Source organism: Streptomyces sp. SS8 (genome assembly GCF_054072955.1).
In genome coordinates this window covers 199,549-222,658 of the sequence record NZ_JBSVCZ010000001.1, presented here as the reverse complement: position 1 = coordinate 222,658, position 23,110 = coordinate 199,549, and the positions used below count along the sequence as shown (strand labels likewise).

Sequence of the window (23,110 nt, the reverse complement as noted above, 5' to 3'; positions counted from 1 at the left end):
TTCGCCGAGCCGGTGTTCCGGCGGCGCGGCCCGCCGTTCACTCCTGTGCGACGTCCACCCCGTAGCCGCGGGCGAGTTCGGCGAGGCCGTGGTCGTAGCCCTGGCCGACGGCGCGCAGGCGCCAGAGGGGGCCGCGGCGGTAGATCTCCGCCAGGATCATGGTGTGCTCGGTGGTGGCGGCGTCGAGGACGGCCTGGGCCAGCGGCGCCGTGCCGCCGTCCGGGCCCACGGTGATCTGGACGGCGCCGACGTCGCCGAAGGCCGGTTCGCCGTCGACGGCCGCCGCGACCACCACCTTGCGGACCGCGGGCGGCAGCGCGCCGGTGTCGACGGTGACGGTCTGCTCGGTGGGGCCGTCGCAGAGGAGCCGTACGGTGCCGCCGGGGTTCTCGGGCGCGCCGTAGAAGACGAAGTCCTCGTCACGGGAGACCTGTTCGTCCTCGTCGACGCCGAAGGCCACGAGGTCGATCTCGCAGGCCGTCTGCTGGGCCCAGGACGCGGTGACGCTCCACAGGGCGCCCATGTCCTGCCCGGGCAGGTCGACGACCCCTCCCCTCGGCAGCACCCGCGGGGCCTGCCGGCTGCCGGCCCGCTCCGTGCCCGGCGCGGCGGCGGTGGGGGCGTCGAGCCAGTCGGCGCCGTGTACGGGGATCTCCAGCGCGGTGATCCGGCGCATGCGCCGGTCGCCGTCGCCACCCGGCAGGAGGACGACATCGGTGACGCCGGCCGACAGGTTGATCGCCGCGGCTCCGCCCAGTTCGACGATCCGGGTGCGGGCGGCGACGGCCTGGGGGTGGGTGCCGCCCAGGGCCAGCACGCGCCTTCCCGCCAGCGGCCCGCCCGCCCGCTTCGGCTTCGGCCGCGGGGGTGCCGCGGGTGCGGCGGGCGCGGTACCGGCGGCCCGCTCGGCCGCTGTGTCCGCCGGGGACGCCGTGTCCGGTGCGTCGGCTGTGGCCGGCGCAGGTTCCGGCGGCGTGGCGGCCGGGGAGGCAACGGAGGCGGCCGACTGCCCGTGCGGCGTCCCCGGGCGTACGTCGTCCAGCATCCGCAGGAAGGTGTGTTCGTCGACGACGGGTACGCCCTCGGCGACGGCCCGCCGCGCCTTCGCCGAGCCCGAGGCCGGGTCGTTGGTGACCAGGACGCCGGTGTGCCGGCTGACGGAGGTCACCACGTTCAGTCCGGCGGCCACGGCGCGCTCGGTCAGCTCCGCGCGGGAGACGGCCGTCTCCCCGGTGAGTGCGACCTTCATGCCCTGCACCAGCTTCCCGCCCGGCGACAGCCGCCCGGGGTTGCGGAAGGCGCACGGTGTCTTGGGGGGCTTCGGCGCGAACCGCGGGTCCTGCCGGGGCGGGCAGGGCACGAGCGGCAGGGGCAGGCCGAGCCGGGCCGCCTCCCGCAGGGAGCCGCGCAGTACGCCGGCCAGTACGCGGGTGTCGTCCAGCGCGTCATGGGCGCGCAGCCGCGGAACTCCGTAGTGCGCGGCCAGCGTGCCCAGCCGCAGGTCCTCGGTCGGCGGATCCACGCGCCGGTTCAGCGCCAGGGTGCACAGCCGCCGTGAGACCGGCAGGGACCTGCGCACCCGGGCGAACTCGTGGGCCAGGAAGTCGTAGTCGAACTGCGCGTTGTGGGCGACCAGGACGCGGCCCTCCAGCATGGCGGCGATCCGCCCGGCGACCTGCTCGAAGACCGGGGCGCCGCGTAGCCGCCCGGCCGTCAGCCCGTGTACGTGGACCGGCCCGGGATCGCATCCGGGGTCGAGCAGGGTGGAGAACTCCCCCGTCTGCTCGCCGTCCGGACCGAGGGTCACCACCGCGACGGACAGTACCCGGTCCCGGCGGGCCACCAGACCGGAGGTCTCCACGTCGACCAGAGCCCAGTCGAGGGCGTAGTCGCGCATGCCGGATACATCGGGAAAGGCGGTGGCAAGGCTCATGGGAACAAGGATGGTGCGATATTCAACCAGCCCTCAACCCATACGGCTCTTTGTCCCGCTATGCGGCCTCGTCGGGCGGGTGCGGCACGGCGTGCGGCACGAGGGGGTGGGGGCGCGCGCCGCCCGGCGGACCGGACGGCGGCGGAAGGCTGTGAGCGCCCCCGGCAGGACTCGAACCTGCGGCCAAGCGCTTAGAAGGCGCCTGCTCTATCCACTGAGCTACGGGGGCTCAAGCGGTCGCGGACGGACGACGGAGCGCCCCCGGGTGACCTTGCCGCGACAAGGATAGGGGCCCGGGCGCTTCCTCCCGGTTGCTTCACGTCCGCGACACCCTGTGGAGGTTCAGTGAAGCGGTCCCGATAATCGCAGGCGAGTACGAATCATGCATCGGTTTGAACGCCCGGCGGGGCGGGTGTTGTGCAGTCGTTATGCCCTCCGCTTCCCGGTGCGGCGCGGGCCACAGGGGTCAAAACACCCTGTTCTAGCCCTAATGCACTTCAAAAACCATTCGAAATTGGGCATTCTGCGCATGTGGCGATCTTGGAAGCTAGGACCGAACTGCTCGACGCGCTCACCACGCTGCGTGACCGCGTCGCCGCAGCCCGCTTTCCGCTGCCGCTGCCCGGGGCCGAGCGTGCCCGCCGCTCCCGCAGCGAGCTGCTCGCCCAGCTCGACGACTACCTGGTGCCCCGGCTGCGCGCCCCCGAGGCGCCGCTGCTCGCCGTCGTCGGCGGCTCCACCGGAGCCGGGAAGTCCACCCTGGTCAACTCGCTCGTCGGGCGCCGGGTCAGCGACGCGGGAGTGCTGCGGCCCACCACGCGCACCCCCGTGCTGGTCTGCCACCCCGCCGACCAGCACTGGTTCGCCGGGCCCCGCGTACTGCCCCGGCTGAGACGGGTCTGGACACCACGCCGGGACGACTGCCGGGCCACGCAGGACACCCCGCCCGCCCTCCCCGACGACGACCACACGGCGGACGGCGGCGACGCGGACGCGCCGCCCGCGCTCGCCGTCGAGACCGCCGAGGCCGTGCCCGTCGGGCTCGCCCTGCTGGACTCGCCCGACATCGACTCCCTGGTGACCGCCAACCGCGAACTGGCCGCCGAGCTGTTCTGCGCCGCCGACGTGTGGATCCTGGTCACCACCGCCTCCCGCTACGCCGACGCGATCCCCTGGCACCTGCTGCGCAGCGCCCGCGAGTACGACGTGACCCTGGCCACCGTGCTGGACCGGGTGCCCCACCAGGTCGCCGACGAGCTCTCCCGCCGGTACACCGCCCTGCTGGCGCGGGCCGGCCTGGGCGACGTGCCCTGCTTCACCGTTCCCGAGCTGCCCGAGTCCGCGCGCGGCGGCTCCGGGCTGCTGCCCGCCACGGCCGTGGCCGGGCTGCGCGAGTGGCTGCTCCACCACGCCGGGGACCCCGCCGCACGCGTGGTCGCCGCCGACCGGACGGCCACCGGAGCCCTGGCCTCGCTGCGCTCGCGAGTCTCCGGGCTGGCGGGCGCGGCGGCGGCCCAGCACGCGGCCGTACTGCGGCTGATGCGCCACATCGACGGCGCGTACGAGCGGGCCGGGGCGCGGGTGCGGCGGCAGATCGCCGACGGCGAGCTGCTGGCGGGCGAGGCCCTCGCCCGCTGGCGCGGCTTCCCCCGGGACAGCGGCGGCGACGAACTCCTGGATGCCTTCGCCGACGGACTGTCCGCCCTGCTGCGCGGCGCGGTCGGCGACGCCGACGAGCAGGCCGCCGACGCCTGGCGCCTGGAGCCCGGCGCCCCCGAGTGCGGCCGCGCCGACGAACTGGTCGCCGAGCGGATCGACCTCCTGGCGCGGCGCTGGCGGCGCTGCCTGGAGGAGGTGGCCGACGAGGAACTGCGCGCGGCCGAGAGCGGCTGCCCGCTGTCGGCGGAGGAGACCGCGGCGCTGCTCGCCACCGCACTGCTGGGCGGACGGCGCGCGCGGGGCGCGGACGAGGCGCTCGCCTGCGCCCTGGGCGCGGCCTCCGCGGCGCGGCTGCGCGAGCGCGGCGAGCGGCTGCTGGAGGACTGCCTGGACCGCGTACTGCGGGGAGAGCGCGGCTACCGGCTCGCGCCCCTGCGGGATCTCGACGCCACCCCCGACCAGCAGGTGGCCCTGATCGCCGCACTGTCCGTACTGCAGAGGGAGAGGTGATCGCGGTGGGCGCCGATGTCCGCACCGACGGCGGCCGGATCTGGGACGACGGGCTGATCGCCCGCAGAGCCCGCACGGACGGGGGAGGGGGTGTGCGGGAGGAGGCCGAGGGCGCGCCGTTCCCCGCGGGGCCCTTCGACACCGGGCCGTTCGACACCGGGCCGTTCGAGGGCGCTCCCTTCGACGCCGGGCTGTTCGACGGGGCCCGGGGCGGCCGCACCGGCGGCCGGGAGGAGTGGTGGGACGGCGCCGGCGGCACGCGGGCGTACGCCGCGCCGGGCGCCGCGCCCGAGGAGGAGACGCTGCGCCAACGGCTGCGCGCGCTGCGGGAGTTGGTCGGCCTCTCCCGCACCCGGCTGGACGGTGAGGTGCTCGCCGAGGCGGGCCGGATCCTGGACGAGGTCACCGCGCGCGGCAGGCTGTCGCGGGCGTACACCGCCGTCGCCGTCGCCGGGGCCACCGGCAGCGGCAAGTCGATGCTGTTCAACACGCTCGCCGGAGTCCAGCTCTCCGAGACCGGACTGCGCCGCCCCACCACCTCGCTGCCCGTCGCCTGCGTCTGGGAGACCGAGTGGGACAGCGGCGCCGACGGCCTGCTGGAGCGGATGGGGGTGCCGCCCCGGGCCCGGCGCCGGGTGCAGCCGCGCGACCCGGCGCTGCGGGGCCTGGTCCTCATCGACCTGCCCGACCACGACTCCGCCGCCCCCGGCCACCGCGAGCAGGTCGACCGGATGCTGCGGCTGGTGGACGCGGTGGTCTGGGTGACAGATCCGGAGAAGTACGCGGACGCGGTGCTGCACGAGCGCTATCTGCGGCCCCTGGCCGGCCACGCCGAGGTGACGTTCGTGGTGCTCAACCAGGTCGACCGGCTGCCGGGCGACGCCGTCGACACCGTCATGGACGATCTGCGGCGGCTGCTGGACGAGGACGGCATGGCCCTCGGCGAGCACGGCGAGCCCGGCGCGACCGTACTGGCCCTGTCCGCGCTCACGGGCCAGGGCGTCGGCGAACTGAGGGACTGCCTGAGCGAGCTGGCCTCGTCGCGGCGGGCGGCCGCGCTGCGGCTGTCGGCCGACGTGGACGGCGTGGTCGCCCGGCTCCGCCCGGTCTACATGGCCGACACCCCGCAGGGCCCGGCCGGGCTGACCGAGCGGGCGCGTGAGGAGTTCGAGGACCGGCTGGCCTGCGCGGTGGGCGCGTGGGCGGCGGGGCAGACGGCCGAGCGCCTCTGGCTGCGCCACGCCGAGCAGGCCTGTGGCACCCCCTGGGCGCGGCTGCTGCGCCGGTACGAGACGCGGCGCGGGCGCGGGGAGACGGCCGCCGCCCCGGCCGTACCCGGTGGCCGTGCCGCTGCCGTTCCCGGTTGCGGGTCGGCCTCCGGGGGCACGGACGGGCGGGGGAGCGGGGAGGGCGGGCACGGGTCCGCGGCGCCGGAGAGGGCCGCGGTGGCCCGGCCCGTACTGGCGCAGGCGGTCCGGGAACTGGCCGAGGAGGCGTCCGCCGGGCTGCCGCAGCCGTGGGCCCGCTCGGTGCGGGACGCGGCCTGGCGCGGCGCGCTGGGGCTGCCGGAGGCGCTGGAGGACGCGATCGCGTCGGCTGAGGAGGACGACGCCGAGGCCCGGCCGCCGAGGCCGCGCTGGTGGACGGTGGTCGCCTGCGCGCAGTGGCTGATGCTGGCCGTCCAGCTGATCGGCCTCTACCTGCTGGTGGACCTGATCGCCGGAGGGCCCGGATGGGGCGGCGTCTGGCTGCCGGTGGCGCTGTTGACGGGCGGCGCGCTGGGCGGCCCGCTGCTGGCCGGGTGCTGCCGGATCGCGGCACGGGGGCCGGCGCGGGCGTACGGGCTGGAGGAGGAGCGCGGACTGCGGCGGCTGGCGACCGGCTGGGGCCAGGCCTGGGTGCTGGAGCCGGTGGCCGCCGAACTGCTGCGGTACCGGGAGGTACGCGAGCAGTACGTCATCGCGGCGGGCGGCACGGACCGCGCCTGAGACCGGGCCGGGAGACCTTCTGCCCGGCTACCCGGCTACCCGGTCACCCGTCCGGGTGGCCGGGTCGTCCACAACCCGGCGGTACTCCACAGGCCGCGGCGGACTTCGCCCCGTGCGGGCAGCATCGCTCCCGTACGGCTCGTACGAGCCGTACGGGAGCGAACGGGAAGAGGACGGGGGCGGTCCCGGTGAACGAGACGACGGTGACGGTGGTCGGCAACGCCGCGTCGGCGGTGGAGGCAGGGAAGACGGCGTCCGGCCATCCGGTGGCCCGGCTGCGGCTGGCCACCACGGTGCGGCGCTACGACGAGCAGCAGGGCGGCTGGACGGACGCCTACACCAGCTTCTACACGGTGTGGGCGTTCCGGGGGCTCGCGGAGAACCTGGCGGCCTCCGTGACCGTCGGCGAACCCCTGGTCGTCCAGGGGCGGTTGCGAGTGCAGCAGGGCGAACGCGACGGAAAGCGCTGGACGTCGGCGGAGATCGAGGCCACGGCGGTGGGGCACGACCTGGCCCGGGGCACCTCGTCGTTCCGCCGCGTGGTGCGGGCCGTTCCCACCGGTGAACCGGCCGCAGGTCCATGAGACTTACACACAACCAGCCGGTAACTGCCCTTATGTCGCGGTGAGTACGGCTCTGCGGCATTCCCCGATAACGATTGGGACTCGGAGTGTGTAACGTCTGATATTCCTGGGGACCGCGTTCCGATTGCTCCCTACGATCACCCCCTGAGACACGGGGGTTGACGAGGGGACGACCAGACCATGATTTCTGTACGCGGACGGGGTCCCGCCCGTTTCGCCGCCGCCGCGATAGCCACGGGCATGCTGGCGGTAGGAGCGATCGCCGGCGCGGGGACCGCCGTCGCAGACGAGAACAACCAGCAGGGCGGCGTGCTCGCCACCCTGCCCAAGGCCGGTGTGACGATCGGTTCCGGCGTCAAGATCCTCAACGGTCCCAATCCGGGTAACACCGCTGCGGGCCTGTTCGAGCTGAAGGTCGAGGGTGGCGGCACCCTGAAGACCTACTGCATCGACGTCGGCCGCGGGACGGTCGCGGGCGCCAAGTACCGCGAGGCCTCCTGGGACGAGTCCACGCTGCACAAAAACGAGAACGCGGGCAAGATCCTCTGGATCCTGAAGAACTCCTACCCGCAGGTGAACGACCTCGCGGCGCTCGCCACCAAGGCCGGTGCCGAGAACCTCACCGAGAAGACCGCCGCCGCCGGCACCCAGATCGCGATCTGGCACTTCTCCGACAACGTGAAGGTCGACGCGGACGACGACAACGCCGACAAGCTCGCCGAGTACCTGGTCCGGGAGGCTCAGAACCTCGCCGAGCCGAAGGCCTCGCTCACGCTCGAGCCGCCCGCCGTCTCCGGCAAGGCCGGCGAGAAGCTCGGCCCGGTCACCGTCCGCACCAACGCGCAGACCGTGAACGTCGCGCCCGGCGCGGAGGCCGCGAACGCGGGTGTGACGGTCGTCGACAAGGACGGCAACGCGGTGACCACCGCCAAGGAGGGCGACCAGCTCTTCTTCGACGTGCCCAAGGGCACCGAGCCCGGCACCGCCTCGCTGACCGCGCAGGCCAACACCGAGGTCGCCGTGGGCCGCGCCTTCACCAGCGTCGACCCGAAGAACCCGAGCCAGACCCAGATCCTGGCCGGCTCCAGCAGCTCCAGCGTCACCGCCAATGCGACCGCGAACTGGGCCAACGAGGGCCCGATCCCGGCCGTGACCGCCGAGAAGAACTGCGTCAAGGGCGGCGTGGACGTCACCGCCACCAACAAGGGTGACGAGCCGTTCTCCTTCTCCCTCGCGGGCAAGGAGTACGAGATCCCGGCCGGCGGCTCCGAGACCGTGACCGTCCCGGTCCAGGAGGACCAGGAGTACAACATCACGATCACCGGTCCGAACGGTTTCAAGGAGACCTTCACCGGCACCCTCGACTGCGAGACCGAGACCACCACCGGCGGCAACGGCGGCGGCGAGGAGGAGAGCCCCAAGCCCTCCACCGAGCCCAGCCCGGCCACCGTCGGCGGTGACACCGGCGACGCCACCACCGGTGACACCGACGGCAACCTCGCCGAGACCGGCAGCAGCAGCACCACCCCGATCATCGCGGGCGTCGCCCTCGCCCTGGTGGTCCTCGGCGGCGCCGCCGTCTTCTTCCTCCGGAAGAAGAAGCCCGCCACCGCCGGCTCCGACGGCTGAGCCGTCGCCACACCCGGCTCCACCGGTCCGGGCGTGATCGCCTGATCCGCCCGGACCACCCGGAACCACCCGGCCGCGTGCCGCCGCACCTCCTGCGGCGGCACGCGGTCTTTTCACGGCCCCGGGCCGTGACACAGGTCGCCGCGGTACTCGTTTTCGTCCCAGCGCGGGGGTGCGGCAAGATGGGGTGTATCTGCCCACTCCCTGATTGCCGGACGGTTTCTCTTGGCTGAGTACATCTACACCATGCGCAAGGCGCGTAAGGCGCACGGCGACAAGGTGATTCTCGACGACGTCACGCTGAGCTTCCTGCCCGGAGCGAAGATCGGTGTCGTGGGCCCCAACGGCGCCGGAAAGTCCACGGTGCTGAAGATCATGGCCGGGCTGGAGCAGCCGTCCAACGGCGACGCCTTCCTCGCCCCCGGCTACAGCGTCGGCATCCTCCTGCAGGAGCCCCCGCTGGACGAGTCCAAGACGGTGCTGGAGAACGTCCAGGACGGCGTCGCGGAGATCAAGGGCAAGCTCGACCGGTTCAACGAGATCGCCGAGCAGATGGCGACCGAGTACACCGACGAGCTGATGGAGGAGATGGGCAAGCTCCAGGAGCAGCTCGACCACGCGAACGCCTGGGACCTGGACGCCCAGCTGGAGCAGGCCATGGACGCCCTGGGCTGCCCGCCCGGCGACTGGCCCGTCACCAACCTCTCCGGCGGTGAGAAGCGCCGCGTCGCGCTGTGCAAGCTCTTGCTGGAGGCCCCCGACCTGCTGCTGCTGGACGAGCCCACCAACCACCTGGACGCCGAGTCCGTGCTGTGGCTTGAGCAGCACCTGGCCAAGTACGAGGGCACCGTCGTGGCCATCACCCACGACCGGTACTTCCTGGACAACGTCGCCGAGTGGATCCTCGAGCTCGACCGCGGCCGCGCCCACCCCTACGAGGGCAACTACTCCACCTACCTGGAGAAGAAGGCCGCCCGCCTCAAGGTCGAGGGGCAGAAGGACGCCAAGCGGCAGAAGCGCCTCAAGGAGGAGCTGGAGTGGGTCCGCTCCAACGCCAAGGGCCGCCAGGCGAAGTCCAAGGCGCGTCTGACCCGCTACGAGGAGATGGCCGCCGAGGCGGAGAAGACCCGCAAGCTGGACTTCGAGGAGATCCAGATCCCGCCGGGCCCGCGTCTGGGCAACGTCGTGGTGGAGGTCGAGCACCTGCACAAGGCGTTCGGTGACAAGGTCCTCATCGACGACCTCTCCTTCACCCTGCCGCGCAACGGCATCGTCGGCGTCATCGGACCCAACGGCGCGGGCAAGACCACGCTGTTCAAGATGATCCAGGGCCTGGAGGAGCCGGACTCCGGCACCATCAAGATCGGTGACACGGTCAAGATCTCCTACGTCGACCAGGCCCGCGCCAACATCGACCCCAAGAAGACGCTGTGGGCCGTCGTCTCCGACGAGCTGGACTACATCAACGTCGGCCAGGTCGAGATGCCCTCGCGCGCCTACGTCTCCGCGTTCGGCTTCAAGGGCCCGGACCAGCAGAAGCCGGCCGGGGTCCTCTCCGGCGGTGAGCGCAACCGCCTGAACCTGGCGCTCACCCTCAAGCAGGGCGGCAACCTGCTCCTGCTCGACGAGCCGACCAACGACCTCGACGTCGAGACCCTGTCCTCGCTGGAGAACGCGCTGCTGGAGTTCCCCGGCTGCGCCGTGGTGGTCTCCCACGACCGCTGGTTCCTGGACCGCGTGGCCACCCACATCCTCGCCTACGAGGGCGAGAGCAGGTGGTTCTGGTTCGAGGGCAACTTCGAGTCGTACGAGAAGAACAAGGTCGAGCGGCTCGGCCCGGACGCCGCCCGTCCGCACCGCACCACCTACAAGAAGCTGACGCGGGGCTGAGAAAGCGTGCGCCACACATTCCCCTGCCCCCTGCGCTGGTCCGACATGGACTCCTTCGGGCACGTCAACAACGTCGTGTTCCTGAGGTACCTGGAGGAGGCGCGGATCGACTTCATGTTCCGGCTCGCCCGCCAGGCGGCGTCGGGGGCCTTCACCGGCGGCTCGGTGGTGGCCAGGCACGAGATCTCCTATCTGCGTCCGCTGGTGCACCGGCACGAGCCGGTCGTGGTCGAGCTGTGGGTGACGAAGATCGGCGCGGCCTCGCTGACGGTCGCCTACGAGGTCAAGGACGGCCCCGGCGAGGGGGACACCGTCTACGTCCGGGCCTCGACGGTCGTGGTCCCCTACGACCTGGAGCGCGAGCGTCCGCGCCGGCTCTGTGACGAGGAGAAGGCGTTCCTCAAGGAGTATCTGGACGACAGCGCGACGGGGGCCGCCGCCGCATGAGCGGACAGCCCCCACGCCTGGTGTTCGCCGACCCCGGGGAGGCGGCCGAGCTGGCCGCCCTCCTGGGTCGGCTGCTGCGCTGGGAGAAGGCCGCGGCGGTACGGCTGCGGGCGGCCGGCGACGGCGTCCTGGGCGTCTTCGCGCGCCCGGCCCGCTTCGAGGTGCTGGCCGTGCGCACCGCCCGGCTGACCGAGGAGGCGGATCTGGACGCGACGGTCTCCGCCGGGGAACTGCTGGAGGGCCTCGACGAGGCCTCCGAGTCCTTCTCCGTGCCCGCGGCCGTGACCGGCCCGCCCTGGGCCGGGCTGCTGCCGCCGCGCGGCGGCTGGCGCCCGGTGGGCGAGCTGCCGTACGAGCCGGTGCGGGCCGCGGCCGCCTCGGTGGTCGCCGAGTTCCGGCGGCGCAGCGAGGCGCTGGCGCCCGGCGAGCGCACCCGGGAGGCGCTGGACGCGCTGGCGGAGGAGATCTGGTCCCGCCCCCTGGGCGGCGGTACGGGGCTGCCGCTGCGTGCCGTGCACGCCGCGCAGGCGCTGGGCATGCTGCGCTCGCGCGGCCCGGCCCCGGCGGCCGGCCCGCAGGGGCCGCCGTCCGTCGCCGGCGGGCAGGACGGCGCGGTGGCGGTGTTGGCCGCCGGCACCTGGCTGCGGCTGCGCACCCCGTACGGCTCGGTCGCCGTGCGCGACGCCGGGCGGGGCGTGCCGGGGCTGAGCGTCACCCCGCTGTGAGAGCGTCTCCGTTCTCCGCGGACGCCTCTGCGAACGCCTCCGTGAACGGCACCTCGAACGACACCGTGGACGACACCGGGGAAGCCCCGGCCCGCAGGAGCGTGAAGGGCCGGGGCTTCGCCGTGCGCGCCGTGTGCGTGCGCGGTGCGGGGCGGAGCGGGTGTCAGTCGGGGGTGTTGACCATCGAGGCGGCCGCGTAGACCAGATAGTCCCACAGCTGCCGCTCGTGCTCGGGGGGCAGTCCGAGCTCGTCCACGGCGTCGCGCATGTGCCGCAGCCAGGCGTCGTGGGCCGCTCGGTCGACCCTGAAGGGCACGTGCCGCATGCGCAGCCGGGGGTGCCCGCGCTGCTCGCTGTACGTCCGGGGCCCGCCCCAGTACTGCATCAGGAACAGCGCCAGCCGCTCCTCGGCCGGCCCGAGGTCCTCCTCCGGGTACATCGGCCGCAGCAGCGGGTCCCCGGCGACACCCTCGTAGAACCGGCGCACCAGCCGCCGGAAGGTCTCCTCGCCCCCGACCTGCTCGAAGAAGGTCTGCGTCTGCACGTCGCCACGCGGAATCTCCATCACGCCCCCCATGGTCGCAGATGCCCGTCCCGTGCCCCGTGCCCCGAGCCCTTGGGGCACGGGACGGGCGGGCGCGGGTGGGGGCTCAGGCGTCGTCCCACCGGAAGAGCCGGGCGGCCACGGCCGTCAGGACGGCCGCGAACAGCAGCAGCCCGCCCATGACGGGCAGCACCGCGCCCCAGGACTGGCCGCGGGAGAGGACGTCCTGCATCGCCTCGTTCAGATACGTCAGCGGGAAGAGGCCGGAGACGGTCCGGATCCAGGCCGGCGCCACGTCCAGCGGGAAGAAGGCGCCGGAGAGGAAGGCCATCGGCAGGATGACCACCTGGGCCACCCCGTTCGCCGCCTCCTCGGTCTTCGCCCAGGCGCCGACGACCAGCCCGATGGACATGAAGGCCAGCGTGCCGCACACCACCAGCGGCACGGCCAGCCACCAGTGGCCGCTCAGCTCCAGGCCGTAGTAGGGGATGGAGGCCACACCGAGGAAGACCGCGGTCTGGACGAGGGCCAGCCCCACGCTCACCCCGATGCGGGCCGCGATGACCGTGCCCGCGCTCACCGGGGCCAGCCACAGCCGCCGCAGGATGCGCTTCTTGCGCCAGTTGACCAGGGTGAAGGCCGATCCGAAGACCGCGCCCATGGCCACCGCCCAGCCGAGCAGGCCCGGGGTGAGGAACTGGATCGCCTTCAGCGACTCGTCCTCCACCTGGCGGGCGGTCAGCCCGTAGGCGGGCGGCTGACCGGTCGCGGCGATGTTGGCCTGCTGGACGACCGAGTCGACCAGCGCCCGCGCGTTCCCCGCCCGGACCTGGTCGGCGGCCGAGTAGCGCAGCCGCACCTCGTCGCCCTCCTGCCACACGGCGGCGTCCACGTCGCCCGCGCGGACCTCCTCCAGGGCCGCCTCCCGGTCGTCGGACCGCCTGATCTCCAGGACCTCCTCCAGCCCCTCGCGCGCCTCGCGCGGCAGGGAGTCGAAGATCTCGACCCGGCCGACCTGGACGATCTCCGCCCGTGCGGTCGAGTCGTTCTGGAACAGCGCGCCGAACAGCACCAGGAACATCAGCGGGAAGACCAGCATGAAGAACGCGGCGGTGCGGTCCCGCAGCAGGCCCAGGGCCATCGCCCTGGAGAGGCTGGCGAACGTCCCGGCGCTCACTGGCGGTACTCCCGTCCGGTCAGCTGGAGGAAGACGTCCTCCAGGGAGTCCACGCCCAGCTCCGCCACCAGATCGGCCGGGGCGCCCACGCGCAGCACGCGGCCGTGGTCCATCACCGCCACCCGGTCGCACAGCGTCTCGGCCTCGTCCATGTAGTGCGTGGTGAGCACCACGGTGCGGCCCTCCTCGTTGATGGCGCGCAGCAGGTCCCACAGGTTGCGGCGGGCCTGCGGGTCGAGGCCGGTGGTCGGCTCGTCCAGGAACACCAGCTCGGGGTCGTGGACCAGCGCGCAGGCTATGGACAGCCGCTGGGCCTGGCCCCCGGAGAGCCTGTTCTCGCGGGTGCCCGCCTTCTCGGTCAGGCCGACGGTCTCCAGCATCGCGTCGGCGCGCTCGGCACAGACGCCGTAGAGGGAGGCGAAGGTGCGGATCTGCTCGCGGGCGGTCAGCTTCTCGAAGAACGCCGACGCCTGGAGCTGGACGCCCATGCGGCGCAGCAGTGCCGGGTCGCGGGGGAAGGGGGACCGGCCGAGCAGCCGGACCGTCCCCTCGTCCGGTTTGCGCAGGCCCTCGGTGATCTCCAGGGTGGTCGTCTTGCCCGCGCCGTTCGGTCCGAGGATGCCGTAGAACTCGCCGCGTTCGACGGTGAGGGACACCCCGTCGACGGCCTGTACGTCCCCGTACCGCTTGCGCAGTCCCTCGACTGTGATCGCGGCGTCTGTCATGGGACGGAGGCTAGTGCCGGAACATCACCTTCCGGTACTGGCCGGGATCCGGGGCGGTATCACCGGGCGGGCCGGGCCTGTCCGGGGGCTTGGGCGGTGGCGCCCCGGCACAGGCCGGGGCGCCGGCCGGGCACAGGCCCGGGGCCGGTCCGAGTGTCAGCCCCGGCGCAGGGTGATCGTGGTCCACGCGCCGACGTGCACCCGGTCGCCCTCCTGGAGCGGGACGGGGATGAACGGCTGGATCGGGTCCTCCGCGCCGTTGATGGTGGTGCCGTTGGTGGAGTCCTGGTCGACCACGGACCAGCTCCCGTCGGGCTGCTGCACCAGCACCGCGTGCTGGTGCGAGACCCCCGGGTCCTCCGGCGAGCGGCCCAGGTCGATGTCGGGCGACTCGCCGGTGGAGTGGCGGCGGCGGCCGATGGTGACCTGGGGACCGCTGAGCTGGACGCGCTGCTCGGCGGTGTAGGTGGGCATGTTGAGCCCGGCCGCCTCGGGGCCGCTGCGCCGCATCATCGCGGTGAAGTACTCCTGGTCGGGCCCGACGGTCACCGCCCAGTTCGCGGGCTGCTGCGGGGGCTGCGGCGACTGGTGGTGCTGCTGCGGGGGCTGCGGCCCCTGCTGGTGCTGCGGCTGCTGGTAGGACTGCTGCTGTGGCGGCTGGGGGGCCGGGGGCTGCTGGGGGTAGCCGTAGCCGGGCTGCTGTCCGTAGTCGGAGCGGCCGTAGTCGGGCTGTCCGTGCGGCGGTTGGGTGTGCTGCGGCTGCCCGTGGTGCTGTGGCTGCTGCGGCGGGGCGGGCGGAGGCTGGGTGTGCTGACCGGTCTGCTGTCCGCCGTGCGAGGGCGGCGGGAGCGGCCAGTCGTCACCGCCGCCTCCCTGCTGCTGCGGCTGCTGGTAGGACTGCTGCTGTGGCGGCTGGGGGGCCGGGGGCTGCTGGGGGTAGCCGTAGCCGGGCTGCTGTCCGTAGTCGGAGCGGCCGTAGTCGGGCTGTCCGTGCGGCGGTTGGGTGTGCTGCGGCGGAGCGGGCGGAGGCGGCGGGCCCTGCGCCTGGAAGCCGGGCGGCAGGTCCAGCCCGCTCATGCTGCCGCCGGGCATCTGCGACGGCGGGGCGGGCGGAGGCGGCGGGCTGTAGGCGGCGGGGGAGTGCGAGAGGAAGCTGTACCGGCACTCCCCGCAGACCGGGGACTGGCCCTCGCGGGGAGTGCGGCACTGCGGGCACAGCTCGCCCTGCGCCGTGGAGTCGCCCCCGGGGCCGGGGTAGCCGTAGCCGCCGCGGCCGGGCATCGGGGGCGGCGGGACGGCACCGGCGGGCACACCCGGAGCGGAGGCCATGCGGTGGCCGCACACCTCGCACCAGTCGTCGGCCGCCGACTGATGGCCGTTCGGGCAAGTCGGCATGTCGGTCCTTCCCCCTCCGCGCGGCTCCGTGTCGCGTCGCTCGGTCGTTCGCTTCTTCGCGCGCCCCGGCCTTCGGACCGCGCGTCCGGTGGTCCCGTCGGCCTCGAAGGACCACCGCCGTCAGCGGAACAGTACCGGGCTCGGGGGCGGTTACGCCCACCGCCTTCCCCACCGCTTCCGGGACGCGGCCGCCCGCCGGCGCACCGGTCGACCGCCCGGAGCCGCCCGGGGAGGCGGGTGCCGAAAGGGCGGGGACGGGGAGCTCCGTCCACGTCCCACCCGGCGCCCGCGGGACCGTTCCCGCCCGGCCGGAACTCCTGCGACCTGCGACCGGGCCGCCGGGCGGCGGAAGCGGAACCGGACGGGTGCGGCCGGCGCACCGCGTCCCGCGCCGCCGCCGCAGGGCGCCGCGTCAGCGGCGCGCCGGCCGCGGTGGAAGCGCCGGGCGTGATCTGCGCCACCTCCGGCCGGTGCCGTCCGGCGGCACCGGCCGTCCGCCGGCGGCACTCGTTCCGGTTGCCGCCCGTCGCGGGGCGCGGTACGCCCGATCCGGCGAGAGGCACCCCGGCGGACGGACGGCCCCGGCGGCGGCGCGTCAGCCGGTCACGGCCCGCCCGGAGCCGGGCGGCGCGGGGAACGGGAGCACCGCCACCGTCACGTTGTCGTGGCCGCCGCCGTCCAGCGCGTGCCCCACCAGATGCCGCGCGGACCGCATCGGGTGGGCACGGGCATCGGCCGGGACGGTCTCGGCCATCTCCTCGGCGGACTCGGCGTAGTTCCACAGCCCGTCCGTGCACACCACCACCACACCGGGCCGGTCCGGGGTGAACGAGGCGGTGTGCGGGTCAAGTTCGTAGGCGTCCGCGCCCAGCCACCCGGTGATGGCGTGCGCCCGGGCGTCCGCGTACGCCTCGGCCTCCTCCATCAGGCCCGCCGCCACCATCTGGGCGGCCCAGGAGTCGTCCTCGGTGAGCCGGGCGGGCGCGGTGGAGCGGTCCTCGGGGATCCAGTAGGCGCGGCTGTCGCCGATCCAGCCGATGGTGAGGAGGTCTCCCGCGACCACCGCGCCGACGATGGTGCAGGCCGGGGCGTTCTCCACCGGGTCGCGCGGTTCCGGCGCCAGGGCGTTGACGGCCTCGGAGGCGGCCACCAGGGCTTCGTGCATCGCCTGCCGGGGGTCGGCGCCGCTCGGCAGGGACCGTCTCATCGACGCGCACGCGGACTCGGCGGCGGCGGCCGAGGCCTCGTCCGGCCGGGTCGCCGACGACACCCCGTCGCAGACGACGGCGATCACGGCCGGGGAGCCGTCCGGCAGGGAGACGGCCGACACGGCGAAGGAGTCCTCGTTGCGGTGGTGGCGCAGTCCGCGGTCGCTGACCGCCGCGACCCCCTCCGACTCCTCCTCCATGTGGTCGCGCTCGCGCGGCTGGGCGTGGCCGCAGTGCTCGCAGCGGCCCTCGGCGTCGACGGCGCCGGTGCCGCAGGCGACACACCGCTCCCGTCCGCCGCCGACCGGAGTGCCGTCGGCCGGGGCGCCGCCGTGGGCGCCGGCCGGGAGCGGGCTCTCACGCGGGTCCGGCGCCGCCGGACCGGCCTGCCCTGCTTCTCCGGACCGTCCCGATTCCCCGGACCGTCCGGCGTCTTCGGCCTGTGCGTCGTCTCCGGCCCGAGCGGCGGGGGCCGCAGGGGGTGCGGGCGGCACCGCCGGAGGCGGCGGCACCTGAGGGACGGGGGGCGCGGAGGCGGGGGGCGGCAGGAGGTAGTCCGATCCGCCCCGTACGGCGTCCGGTACGGCGGGCGGGACCGCGGGAGGCGGCGGGACGGGAGGCACGGGCGGTGCCGCCGGAGGTGGCGGGATCAAGGGCCGCGAGCCGCCCGTTCCGGCCGTCGGACCGGCGCCGCACGAGCCGCGGTGGAGATCACCGTCCTCCAGCGGCTCATGGCACCGGGGGCAGACGGAAGGGCGGTCGGGCTGCGGCATGGTCAACGGGTTCCTTCGATGATGTCCCGGCCTCCGGGCCGGGGTGAGGATGCCTCCCGCTCGCGGGAGGGAGTCGGACTTCTGCGGTGCGGGGCGGGCAGGGGCGAACCGCCCTCAGCGTGGTGCGCCGCCGGCCCCGGCGGCGCGCTCGACCTCCATACGGTGGGCGGCCCCGGAGCCGGGGGACCTGCGGGCGGACCCGGCCCGGCCGGGCCGGGCGCGGAGGCCGGCGGGAAGGCGGAGCGTGATGCGCGTCGTCTCGTCCATGACTTCGGAATATGGTCTTCGTGGTGTTCTGACGGCGAGTCGGGGATGCCATGGTGACACCGTGGACGCCGGAGGGCGCCGGGCACGCCCCCTCGGCCGTTCCCGCCGGGTGCCCCGGTGATCAAGCGTTCCCGCAGCGGCGCGTCCAAACCCGCCCTCCGCGGTCGCGCCGGGCGGTGCCCGGCGGGCCGGAGACCCTCCGGCTCATCGGAACTCCTCCCGTCTGCCGGCCGGTCCGCCGCCCGTCGGTCCGCCGCCCGCCGGTCCTCCGGGCGGCGCCAGCACCTCCAGCGCCGCCTCCCGGTAACGCAGCACCGCCTGCTCGGCCGCCCGCAGATCGCACGGAGCGCTCCACAGCAGCCGCCGGGCGGTGTCGTACCGCTCCGCGAGCAGGGGGTCGTCGGCCGCCCCGTGCCGGGCCAGCCGCGTGCGGTACGCGTCCAGCCGGCCGCGCAGCTCCGCCCGCACCGCCAGCGGCGCGGTCACCGCGGTCAGCGAGGCGCGGGCCCGCTCCAACTCCTCGTCCGCGCGCTCCTCCAGGCTCTCCAGCAGCGGCGACAGCCGGTGCCAGCGGGCGTGCCGCCGGTGCTCGGCGGCCAGCGCGAGCTGCTCGTACAGGGCGGTCGGCGGTCCGCTCACCGCGGGCACCTCGACCGCCGCGATCTTCGCCAGCACCTCACCGCGCGCCGTCCTCGCCTCGGCCAGGGTGCGGTCGGCGCGCGAGAGTACGTCGCGCAGCCGCATCAGCCGCTGCTCGGCGTCCTGCCGCACCTGGAGCACGGCGTCGATCTCGCGCCGGACGTCCTCCAGCGCACGGGCCGCCCGGTCGTACCGGACGGTGTCGGGGCGCCCGCCGCCGGGGGCCGAACTCCCGCCCGCCGGCACCCAGAAGGCCAGCGGATCGGCGACGACCTCGGCCCGCAGCGCGGTCAGCTCCGCGGTGACCTGCTCCAGTTCGTCGCCCGCCGGATGCTCCCCGGGACGCACGCCCACGGAGTGCGCCAGGGAGCGGATGCGCTGGAGTTCGGCGGAGAGCATGTCTATCCGGGCGGGCAGCGCGGACCACACCGAGTCGGCGGCGGCGACCGTGTCGAGGGCCCGGGCGTACCAGGCGTTCATCCGGGCCACCAGCTCGGCCAGGGTGATCCTCTCGACGGACCCGGACCCGGACCCGGACCCGGACCCGGACCCGGACCCGGACCCGGACCCGTCGGCGGCGGGGACGGCGACCACCGGGCCGCGCAGCCGCGCGGTCAGCCCGGCGAGGTCCTCCGGCGCCGGCCAGCGGCTCTCGCCGCGCAGCCGGCGCGCGGAGTCCAGGGCCGCGGTGAAGGCGTCGAAGTACGTCCACAGCAGTGAGACGTCCTCCTCCGTCCGCGCCCACCGCTCCTTGGTCACCCCGGTCAGCTCGGCGCCCTCCAGCAGCCTGCGCCCCGCGTGGTCCTGGAGCGCGTACAGGGAGGTCTCCACCGCCTCGTGCTCCGCGCCGAGCCGTGCCAGGGCGCGGTCCACCTCCTCCCGGTCCATCACCGGTCCGCCCGGATCGGCAGCCCCGTCGTCCCCCATCGGTCACCTCGCCGCTCGTGTCGTCTTCGCGTCCGTGTTCGCGCCCCGTGCCCGCACCCGGCGTCCGCCCGGCCCCGGTGGGCCGGGGCCGGGCGGACGCCGGATCCGCTGCTCCCATCTTGTCGGCCGGAGACCGCTCGTGTACGGCCATCGGCGGACTGCCCAGCCCACTTCGGCGATACTCCTCCGGCGCCTTGTTGACGCCGGCCGCCGGATCCCCGCTTCCGTCCCGCGCGGTGGAAGGCCGGAAGCCCGGCCGGCGGTGTGGCGGGGGTCATGACGGCACCGCCGCGGGGAGGGCGCCGTCCGGAACGCGGTCCCGGGGAGCGTGCGATACCCCGGCGCGCGTGCGCCCGGGCGCGCCTCAGCCGTGTGCGGCGCGCCCGGCGTAGTGGGCGCGCAGCCGGGCGTACGGGGCGGGCCCGGCCTCCAGCCGGTCCAGGGCCAGCAGCCCGGCCCCCAGGACCGGGGGAGCGGTGACCACGCGGACGGCGGCCAGCGGGGCGCGTTCGGCCAGCAGGGTGAGCAGGCGGTCGTGCAGCAGCGGATGGCGGGCGGCCGCGACGCCGCCGCCCAGCACCACCGGCACCGGGGTTTCCAGCAGGTCCAGCCGTTCCAGCGCCACCGAGGCCATCACCGCGATCTCCTCGGCCTGCCGGTGCACCAGGGAGCGGGCCACGGCGTCGCCCTGCGCGGCCACCGTGAAGAGGACGGGCACCAGCTCGTGCCTGCGCCCGCCCGGCAGACCGCCCAGATGGAAGGCCTCGATCAGCGCGTACATGCTGGGCAGCCCGAAGTGCGCGGGCAGCGCCCTGGCCAGCTCGGTGTCCTCGCCCCGGCCGTCCTCGGCGCGGGCGGCGTGCCACAGGGCCTCCTCCGCCAGCCCTCCGCCGCCGCCCCAGTCCCCGGAGAGGCGGCCGACGGCGGGGAAGCGGTGCACACGGCCGTCGGCGGCCACGCCGGCGCAGTTGATCCCCGCGCCGCACACGACGGCGACCCCGTGCCGGGGGGATCCGCCGTCGGGCAGGCCCGCGCGCAGGATCGCGAACGTGTCGTTGGCCACACGGAGGGTGCGGCCCCAGCCCAGGGCACCGATACGGTCCGCCAACTCCCGCTCCTCGCACGGCAGGTCGGCATTGGCCAGACAGGCCGACACATGCCCGGCCAGGGGCTCGCCCGGCCGCGCGTCCAGGCCCGCGGCCCGCGCCGCCCGGGCCACCGTCCGTGCCAGCGACGCGACGGCCCTGCCCGCCCCGACGGCCGGCGGCCGGAAGCCGCCGCCGCGCGCCGAGCCCAGCACCGTCCCGTCCGCCGAGACCAGCGCCACGTCGGTCTTGCTGTTGCCCGCGTCGACTGCCAGCGCGGCGGCGGGCGGCCCGGCAGCGGGGGTCAGGCCCATGCCAGGTACTCCCGGTTGTGCGCGAGCAGACGGTCGGTCAGCTCCTCGGCGAGGGAGTACCGGCCGACCAGGGGGTGGGCCAGCAGCGCGGCGAACACCCGGTCCCGGCCGCCGCGCAGGGCGGCGTCCAGCGCCAGGTGCTCGTACGCCGTCACGGCCGAGATCAGGCCCGTGTGGAGCGGGTCCAGCGGCGGTACGGGCAGCGGCTCGGCGCCCGCCGGGGAGACGGCGGCCGGGACCTCGACCACCGCGTCGTCGGGGAGGAAGGGCAGGGTGCCGTCGTTGCGGACGTTCACCACCTGCGCGCCACCGCCCGTACCGCCCGTACCGCCCGCGCCGCTCCGGCCGCCGCCCAGCAGGGCCGCGGCCAGGGCGACGGCGGCCTCGGAGTAGTAGGCGCCGCCGCGCTTGGCCAGCAGCTCCGGCTTGGTGTCCAGCGCCGGATCGGCGTACATCTCCAGCAGCCCGCGCTCCATCGCGGCGACCTCCGCCGCCCGCGGGGGCCGCTCCCGCATCTCGGCCACGACCTCGTCGTGCGTGTAGAAGTAGCGCAGGTAGTACGAGGGCACGGCGCCCTGCCGGTGCAGCAGGGGCTCGGGCAGCCGCAGGTCGGCTGCGATCGCCGCGCCGTGCCGGGCCAGCAGACCGGGCAGCACGTCCTGACCGTCCGGCCCGTCCAGACGCACCCCGAACTCCCAGGTGAGGTGGTTGAGCCCGACGTGGTCGAGGTGGACCCGGCCGGGCTCCACCTCCAGCAGGGCGGCGAACTTCCGCTGGAGCCCGATCGCCACGTTGCACAGGCCCACCGCCCGGTGACCCTCGTTCAGCAGCGCGCGGGTGACGATGCCCACCGGGTTGGTGAAGTCGATGATCCACGCGTCGGGGTTGGCGCGGCGCACCCGTTCGGCGATGTCCAGGACGACGGGTACGGTGCGCAGCGCCTTGGCCAGTCCGCCCGCGCCCGTGGTCTCCTGCCCGACGCAGCCGCACTCCAGCGGCCATGTCTCGTCCCGCTCGCGGGCCGCCTGGCCGCCCACGCGGAGCTGGAGCAGCACGGCGTCGGCGTCCGCGACGGCCGCGTCCAGGTCGCCGGTGGTGGTGACGGTGGCCGGGTGGCCGGCGCGGGCGAGCATACGGCGGGCCAGCCCGCCCACCAGCTCCAGCCGGTCCCCGGCCGGGTCGGCCAGGACCAGCTCGGTGACCGGGAGGGTGCCTTGCAACCGGGCGAACCCGTCGATGAGTTCGGGGGTGTAGGTGGATCCGCCGCCCACCACTGCGAGCTTCACGGGACTGCCTCCTCGGGCCTGGGGAGCGGGACTTGGGGATGCGGGTGTCGGGGCAGGGAGCACGGGGCGCCGGGATGCCGGGGCGCGGGGTGTCAGCGGGAGGTGTCGAACACCTCGTCGCGGGTGGTGGCCAGAGCGCTCTCCAGCGCGCCGCTGAGCACGGGGTGACCGGTGACGGTTCCGAGGACCAGCCGCGGCCGGGGGGCCGCCAGTTCGTCCAGCTCCCGCCGCACCAGCTCGCGCAGCGCCTCACCGCCCGCGGCGAGTACGCCGCCGGACAGCACGATCAGTTCCGGGTCCAGGACGGCGACCAGCGCGGCCAGCCCGGTCGCCAGCCCGGTGGCGGCACGCCGCAGCAGCTCGCCGTACGGGCCGCCGTCCTGTCCGCCGCCGTCCCGCCCGGCCTTCGGGCCGGCCCGTTCCGCCGCGCGGGCGAGCAGCTTCGCCGCCGCCTCGCCGTCCCGGCCGGCAGGGGGCTCGATGCCCAGTTCGCGCGCCGTCCGCAGCAGCGCCCGCGCGCCCGCCAGTTCCTGGAACCCGCCCCTGTTGGCGCGGGCCACCCGCCGCAGGAGCGGGGCGCCGGGGACGGGCAGGAAGCCGACCTCGCCCGCGCCGCCGGTCCAGCCGCGGTGCAGCCGCCCGCCCAGCACCAGCGCGGCGCCCAGGCCCTGCTCGTTCCAGAGCAGGACGAAGTCCTCGTGGCCCCGGGCGGCGCCCAGGCGGTGCTCGGCGACGGCGGCGAGGTTGACGTCGTTGTCGTAATCCACCGGGGCCGGCAGCGCGGCGGCCAGCTCCTCCAGCAGACCGGGGGAGTGCCAGCCGGGCAGGTGGGAGGCGTAGCGCAGCCGCCCGGTGCGGGGGTCGAAGGCGCCGGGGGTGCCGATGACGACGCGGTGCAGCGCGGACCGGGTGAGCCCGGCGGCCTCGGCGGCCCCGTCCACGGCGGCCACGACCCGCCGTACGACCGGTTCGGCGGACCGACCTTCCGAAGCCCCGGGCGGCCCGGGTGCTTCGCAGGCCCCGCACGGCCCGGAGCGCCCCGGCGCGGGCACCTCGAAGGAGCCGACGGTACGGCCGGTGATGTCGGCGACGGCGGCGCGGATCCGGGTGGCGGTGACGTCCAGCCCGGCCACGTGCGCCGCGGCCGGGTCGAGCGAGTAGAGCCGGGCGTTCGGTCCCGGGCGGCCCTCGCTGGCGCCGGTGACCCGGACCAGGCCCGCGGCCTCCAGGCGGGCCAGGAGCTGGGAGGCGGTCGGCTTGGACAGCCCGGTCAGCCTGCCGATGCGGCCGCGCGAGAGCGAGCCGTGCGCGAGCAGCAGCTCCAGGGCCGCGCGGTCGTTCATCGCACGCAGCACCCGGGGCGTCCCCGGAGTGGTCCCGGTCATGGGCCTCTCCTCCGCCCAGA

At 75.1% G+C, this 23,110-nt stretch carries 17 protein-coding genes and 1 tRNA gene; 7 read left to right on the top strand and 11 right to left on the bottom strand.

Going from position 1 to position 23,110, the window contains the following annotated elements:
* Positions 1–37: 37 nt before the first annotated feature.
* Positions 38–1,933, bottom strand: a complete 1,896-nt coding sequence (locus ACW69E_RS00950) for a TerD family protein (protein WP_457496243.1) — start codon at positions 1,931–1,933, stop codon at positions 38–40.
* Positions 1,934–2,089: 156 nt separating this feature from the next.
* Positions 2,090–2,162, bottom strand: a tRNA-Arg gene (locus ACW69E_RS00945).
* A 302-nt stretch (positions 2,163–2,464) separates the two neighbouring features.
* Between ACW69E_RS00945 and ACW69E_RS00940 the strand changes: the two genes are divergently transcribed.
* The 7 genes from ACW69E_RS00940 (at position 2,465) to ACW69E_RS00910 (ending at position 11,365) form a co-directional block, all read left to right on the top strand.
* Positions 2,465–4,102 carry a dynamin family protein gene (locus ACW69E_RS00940; protein WP_457496242.1) on the top strand — a complete coding sequence of 546 codons (1,638 nt, stop codon included), beginning with the start codon at positions 2,465–2,467 and terminating at the stop codon, positions 4,100–4,102.
* A 5-nt stretch (positions 4,103–4,107) separates the two neighbouring features.
* Complete coding sequence (locus ACW69E_RS00935) at positions 4,108–6,090, top strand: GTPase (RefSeq protein ID WP_457496241.1); 1,983 nt, start codon at positions 4,108–4,110, stop codon at positions 6,088–6,090.
* A gap of 188 nt (positions 6,091–6,278) precedes the next feature.
* The gene (locus ACW69E_RS00930; RefSeq protein WP_457496240.1) at positions 6,279–6,674 is read left to right on the top strand and encodes a single-stranded DNA-binding protein; all 396 of its coding nucleotides are present in this window, start codon (positions 6,279–6,281) and stop codon (positions 6,672–6,674) included.
* A gap of 180 nt (positions 6,675–6,854) precedes the next feature.
* Positions 6,855–8,303 (top strand): Cys-Gln thioester bond-forming surface protein, encoded by a 1,449-nt coding sequence (locus ACW69E_RS00925; protein WP_457496239.1) that lies wholly within the window; start codon positions 6,855–6,857, stop codon positions 8,301–8,303.
* Between the two features lie 225 nt (positions 8,304–8,528).
* The gene (gene ettA, locus ACW69E_RS00920; RefSeq protein WP_457496238.1) at positions 8,529–10,193 is read left to right on the top strand and encodes an energy-dependent translational throttle protein EttA; all 1,665 of its coding nucleotides are present in this window, start codon (positions 8,529–8,531) and stop codon (positions 10,191–10,193) included.
* A gap of 6 nt (positions 10,194–10,199) precedes the next feature.
* Complete coding sequence (locus ACW69E_RS00915) at positions 10,200–10,640, top strand: acyl-CoA thioesterase (RefSeq protein ID WP_457496237.1); 441 nt, start codon at positions 10,200–10,202, stop codon at positions 10,638–10,640.
* Complete coding sequence (locus tag ACW69E_RS00910; RefSeq protein ID WP_457496236.1) at positions 10,637–11,365, top strand: hypothetical protein; 729 nt, start codon at positions 10,637–10,639, stop codon at positions 11,363–11,365. Before ACW69E_RS00915 ends, ACW69E_RS00910 begins: the two co-directional genes overlap by 4 nt.
* A 163-nt stretch (positions 11,366–11,528) precedes the next feature.
* Here the strand turns inward: ACW69E_RS00910 and ACW69E_RS00905 are convergent, their stop codons facing one another.
* From ACW69E_RS00905 to ACW69E_RS00865, 9 genes are all read right to left on the bottom strand, one after another.
* Entirely contained in the window at positions 11,529–11,933 is a 405-nt protein-coding gene (locus ACW69E_RS00905; RefSeq protein WP_457496235.1) for a globin, read from the bottom strand.
* 82 nt (positions 11,934–12,015) lie between these two features.
* Positions 12,016–13,086, bottom strand: a complete 1,071-nt coding sequence (locus ACW69E_RS00900) for an ABC transporter permease (protein ID WP_457496234.1) — start codon at positions 13,084–13,086, stop codon at positions 12,016–12,018.
* Positions 13,083–13,811 carry an ABC transporter ATP-binding protein gene (locus tag ACW69E_RS00895; RefSeq protein ID WP_457496233.1) on the bottom strand — a complete coding sequence of 243 codons (729 nt, stop codon included), beginning with the start codon at positions 13,809–13,811 and terminating at the stop codon, positions 13,083–13,085. The genes ACW69E_RS00900 and ACW69E_RS00895 overlap by 4 nt, the downstream gene beginning before the upstream one ends.
* A gap of 156 nt (positions 13,812–13,967) precedes the next feature.
* Positions 13,968–15,206, bottom strand: coding sequence for an FHA domain-containing protein (locus tag ACW69E_RS00890; protein ID WP_457496232.1), 1,239 nt, complete (start codon positions 15,204–15,206; stop codon positions 13,968–13,970).
* A 595-nt stretch (positions 15,207–15,801) separates the two neighbouring features.
* Positions 15,802–17,187 (bottom strand): PP2C family protein-serine/threonine phosphatase, encoded by a 1,386-nt coding sequence (locus ACW69E_RS00885; RefSeq protein WP_457496231.1) that lies wholly within the window; start codon positions 17,185–17,187, stop codon positions 15,802–15,804.
* A 471-nt stretch (positions 17,188–17,658) separates the two neighbouring features.
* On the bottom strand, positions 17,659–19,020 hold the full coding sequence (locus ACW69E_RS00880) for a hypothetical protein (RefSeq protein WP_457496230.1): 1,362 nt from the start codon (positions 19,018–19,020) through the stop codon (positions 17,659–17,661).
* A 364-nt stretch (positions 19,021–19,384) separates the two neighbouring features.
* Positions 19,385–20,419 (bottom strand): N-acetylglucosamine kinase, encoded by a 1,035-nt coding sequence (locus ACW69E_RS00875; protein WP_457496229.1) that lies wholly within the window; start codon positions 20,417–20,419, stop codon positions 19,385–19,387.
* The gene (locus tag ACW69E_RS00870) at positions 20,410–21,705 is read right to left on the bottom strand and encodes a family 4 glycosyl hydrolase (RefSeq protein ID WP_457496228.1); all 1,296 of its coding nucleotides are present in this window, start codon (positions 21,703–21,705) and stop codon (positions 20,410–20,412) included. The genes ACW69E_RS00875 and ACW69E_RS00870 overlap by 10 nt, the downstream gene beginning before the upstream one ends.
* Positions 21,706–21,797: 92 nt before the next feature.
* The gene (locus tag ACW69E_RS00865) at positions 21,798–23,090 is read right to left on the bottom strand and encodes an ROK family transcriptional regulator (RefSeq protein WP_457496227.1); all 1,293 of its coding nucleotides are present in this window, start codon (positions 23,088–23,090) and stop codon (positions 21,798–21,800) included.
* Positions 23,091–23,110: the final 20 nt, after the last annotated feature.